4 protein-coding genes, 1 tRNA gene and 1 pseudogene are annotated in these 3,556 nt (G+C 74.5%); 4 read left to right on the top strand and 2 right to left on the bottom strand.

The annotated features are described in order from the left end of the window. Window positions 1-109: 109 nt before the first annotated feature. A tRNA-Ser gene (locus Q4D18_RS09395) sits at window positions 110-200 on the bottom strand. Between the two features lie 50 nt (window positions 201-250). Then, window positions 251-808: a tRNA adenosine(34) deaminase TadA gene (tadA, locus tag Q4D18_RS09390; protein WP_303127661.1), complete on the bottom strand. Its 558-nt coding sequence runs from the start codon at window positions 806-808 to the stop codon at window positions 251-253. A gap of 42 nt (window positions 809-850) precedes the next feature. Between tadA and upp the strand changes: the two genes are divergently transcribed. The 4 genes and pseudogenes from upp to Q4D18_RS09370 all read left to right on the top strand — a co-directional run. Then, a complete protein-coding gene (gene upp, locus Q4D18_RS09385; RefSeq protein WP_303127658.1) occupies window positions 851-1,486 on the top strand; it encodes a uracil phosphoribosyltransferase in 636 nt (211 codons plus the stop codon). A 383-nt stretch (window positions 1,487-1,869) separates the two neighbouring features. Next, complete coding sequence (locus Q4D18_RS09380) at window positions 1,870-2,643, top strand: winged helix-turn-helix domain-containing protein (RefSeq protein WP_303127656.1); 774 nt, start codon at window positions 1,870-1,872, stop codon at window positions 2,641-2,643. 102 nt (window positions 2,644-2,745) lie between these two features. After that, window positions 2,746-3,270 (top strand): histidine phosphatase family protein, encoded by a 525-nt coding sequence (locus Q4D18_RS09375; RefSeq protein ID WP_303127654.1) that lies wholly within the window; start codon window positions 2,746-2,748, stop codon window positions 3,268-3,270. A gap of 32 nt (window positions 3,271-3,302) precedes the next feature. Further along, window positions 3,303-3,556 (top strand): annotated as a pseudogene (locus Q4D18_RS09370) (hypothetical protein); the annotation flags it as partial.

Here is a 3,556-nt window from a genome sequence, read left to right as displayed (position 1 = left end):
GGGCGGCGGACATGGCGCCAGGGTAGTCGGGCCGGCATCCGCAGGCTCCGACCGCGCCGCAGAGGACGGAAGGGCCCGGGAGCACTGCTCCCGGGCCCTTCCTCAGTTCTGGCGGTGACGGTGGGATTTGAACCCACGGTACGGGGTTACCGTACACAGCATTTCGAGTGCTGCACCTTCGGCCGCTCGGACACGTCACCAGACCGGCCCAGCCTACCCGAGCGCCGCGCCCGCCCCCAAACCGGCCCGCTCAGGCGGAGCGGGCGGCGCCGTCGTCGTCCGGGGCCGTCCCGCCGGCCGCGCCCGGGCGCCGCGCCGCGAAGAACTCGCTCAGCAGCCGGCCGCACTCCTCCCCGCGCACGCCCGCGCGCACGTGCACGTCGTGGTTGAGGCGCGGGTCCCGGACCACGTCCAGCACCGACCCGCACGCCCCGGCCTTGGGGTCCCACGCGCCGAAGACCACGCGCGGCACCCGCGCCAGCAGCAGCGCCCCGGCGCACATGGGGCACGGCTCGAGGGTCACCACGAGGGTGCAGTCGGACAGGCGCCAGCCGTCGGCGGCGCCCGCGGCGGCCCGGGCCTCGGCGCCCCGCCGCAGGGCGAGCACCTCGGCATGGGCGGTGGGGTCGTGGTGGCGCTCCCGCTCGTTGGCGACGACGGCGAGCACCTCCCCGTCCCCGCCCACCAGGACGGCGCCGATGGGCACGTCCCCGGCCGCCCCGGCCTCCCAGGCGGCCTCGAGGGCCAGGCCCATCCAGGCGTGCTCCTGCTCGGCGGTGGGTGCGGGGGAGGGGTCTGCGGCGGGCACGCGCCCAGGCTACGGGCCGCCGCGGACGGTAGCGTGTGCGCCATGCGCCTTCACGTCGTCGACCACCCGCTCGTGGCCCACAAGCTCACCGTCCTGCGCGACCGCCGGACCCCCTCCATGATCTTCCGCCAGCTGGCCGAGGAGCTCGTGATGCTCCTGGCCTACGAGGCCACCCGGGACGTGGCCGTGGAGTCGGTGCAGGTGGAGACCCCGGTGGCGGTGACCACGGGCACCACCCTGGCCCGTCCCCGTCCGCTCGTGGTGCCGATCCTGCGTGCCGGACTGGGCATGCTCGAGGGCATGACCAAGATGGCCCCCTCGGCGGAGGTGGGCTTCCTGGGCATGGCGCGCAACGAGGAGACCCTGGACATCGTCACGTACGCCGAGCGCCTGCCCGCCGACCTCACCGGCCGTCATGTGTTCGTCCTCGACCCGATGCTCGCCACGGGCGGCACCCTCATCGAGGCGATCCGCTTCCTGTACGAGCGCGGCGCCGAGCGCGTCACCTGCATCTGCCTCCTCGGAGCGCCCGAGGGCGTCGCGCGCCTGGAGGAGGCCCTGGGCGAGCACGAGGTGGACCTCTACCTCGCCGCGGTGGACGAGCGCCTCGACGAGAAGTCGTACATCGTCCCCGGCCTCGGCGACGCGGGCGACCGCCTCTACGGCCTCGCGGAGTGATCTCGGACACCTCCACGCGATGGAGGTGTCATTCCACTGATGGAACACGCGGCCCCCGTCGACGACGACGGGGGCCGCGTCGTCGTGGAGGAACGGATATGCAGGAACGAGTGCATAAATATTCCGCCAGGTCGACCGAGGGATGCTTTCTGGCCCAGTGGTAGCCGGGCTCAGGCGGAGGAGTGTGACCGGGATCTCGGCAGTTCATTCGCCCCATGGAATAGTGAGTTGCCTCACAAAAACGGCGGATCTGCCCACATGGTGAGACACTCACCCCTGCCGGGTTTGCGTGACGCCGTCCGACGTCACATTGTTGTCACATGACGCCGACGCCTGGCGAACGGTGCCAGGGCGCGGCAGCCATCGCAGGAGGAGTGAGGGTCATGGGTGAGACCGCCGGCTACGTCCACATCTCGGTGCGCAACGCGCAGCGCCGCGCCAGCCTCTCCCGTGCCCGCCGCGGCGACCTGCGCCTGGCCGAGGCGCCGGAGTCCACGCACACCGCCCCCACCCCCGTCCTGGCCCCCAACGGCGTGCCGGGCCCGCAGGCCGTGGCCCGCGAGAACGAGGCCCGCGGCTTCGTGATCTACGTGGGCATGGACGAGCTGATGGCCTCGGCGGCCGGCACCTCGCTGACCCGTCTGGCCAACGAGCTGCGCCACTACGTGGAGTCGCTGGTGCCCGGCTCGGAGTCCCACGCCGCCGTGGCGCTGGCCCCCGCGGGCGCCTCCGGCCGGGACCTCGAGGTGGTCCGCCAGGTGCTCGGCGACCCCACCGTCCAGGGCGCGGCCCGCCCGGACCTCGCCCAGGCCCCCGCCCCCGTCTCCACGCGCCAGCCGGGCGTGCTGATCGACCTGTCCCGGCGCGAGGTGCAGCTGGACGGCGAGTCGCTGAACCTCACGTTCAAGGAGTTCGAGCTGCTCAACTACCTCGTGGAGAACGGCGAGCGCACCGTGGGCCGCGAGGAGCTGCTGGAGAGCCTCTGGAAGAACTCGGACGAGGTCCCCAATGAGCGCACGATCGACGTGCACATCCGCCGCCTGCGTGCCAAGCTCGGCCGGCTGGCCAACACCGTGCGCACCGTGCGCGGCCAGGGCTACCGCTTCTACCGCCACCCCGAGGTCGTGGTCTGGGCGGCGCCCGAGTACTCCATCTGATCCCGCCGTCCCGGCGCTGACCGGGCACGACGCCGCCGTGAGCCCCCGCACGCCCCCGCCCCCCGTCGAGGGGGGCGGGGCGTCGTCGGTAGCCTGGCACCCATGACCGGCTCCGACGCGAAGACCCTCGTCCTGCTCCGCCACGCCAAGGCGGGGTGGCCGGGCGGCGTGGACGACCACGACCGCCCGCTCGCCGAGCGCGGCCACCGCCAGGCCCCCGCCGCGGGCGAGTGGCTGCTCGAGCACGGGATCGTCCCCGAGGCCGCCGTGGTCTCCGACGCCCTGTGCACCCGCCAGACGTGGGTGTGGGTGGCCGAGCGGCTCGGCGAGGCCGCCCCCACCCCCTACCTCGACGGCCGCCTCTACTCCGCCGACGCCGCCCGGGCCCTGGCCGTGGTGAACGAGACGGAGGAGAGCGTGCGCAGCCTGATCGTGGTGGGCCACATGCCCTGGCTCCAGGACCTGGGCATGCGCCTGATGAGCCTGGACTCGGACCAGGACGCGGCGCTGAGCATGAGCGAGCACCTGCCCACCCTCGGCCTCCAGGTGTTCCGCGTGGACAAGCCCTGGGCCGAGCTGGACGGCCGCGACGCGGCCCTGACCCACTTCGCCGTCCCCGGCCGCTGACGGCCGCCGACCGACCCGGGAGCACCGACCCCATGACCGACGCCCCCCGCCCCGCCCACCGTCCCCGGCACGCCCTCGGAGCCGGGCCCGCGCCCCTGTCCCGTCACCGGGCCCAGGGTCCCGCTGCCGGCGATCCCGGCTCTGACGCCGGCCGCACCCCGACCGGGCGGCGCGCCGTCCTGGCCGGGGCGGCGGCCGCCGTCGTGACCGCCGGGACCGCCGCCGGCGCGACGCCGGCCCTCGCGTTCGCCGGGCCCGTGGTGCACCCCACCGCCGCGTGGGGCGC

This window comes from Micrococcus sp. (genome assembly GCF_030523875.1).
GTDB lineage: Bacteria > Actinomycetota > Actinomycetes > Actinomycetales > Micrococcaceae > Micrococcus.
This window is presented reverse-complemented; position numbering and strand designations above follow the sequence as displayed.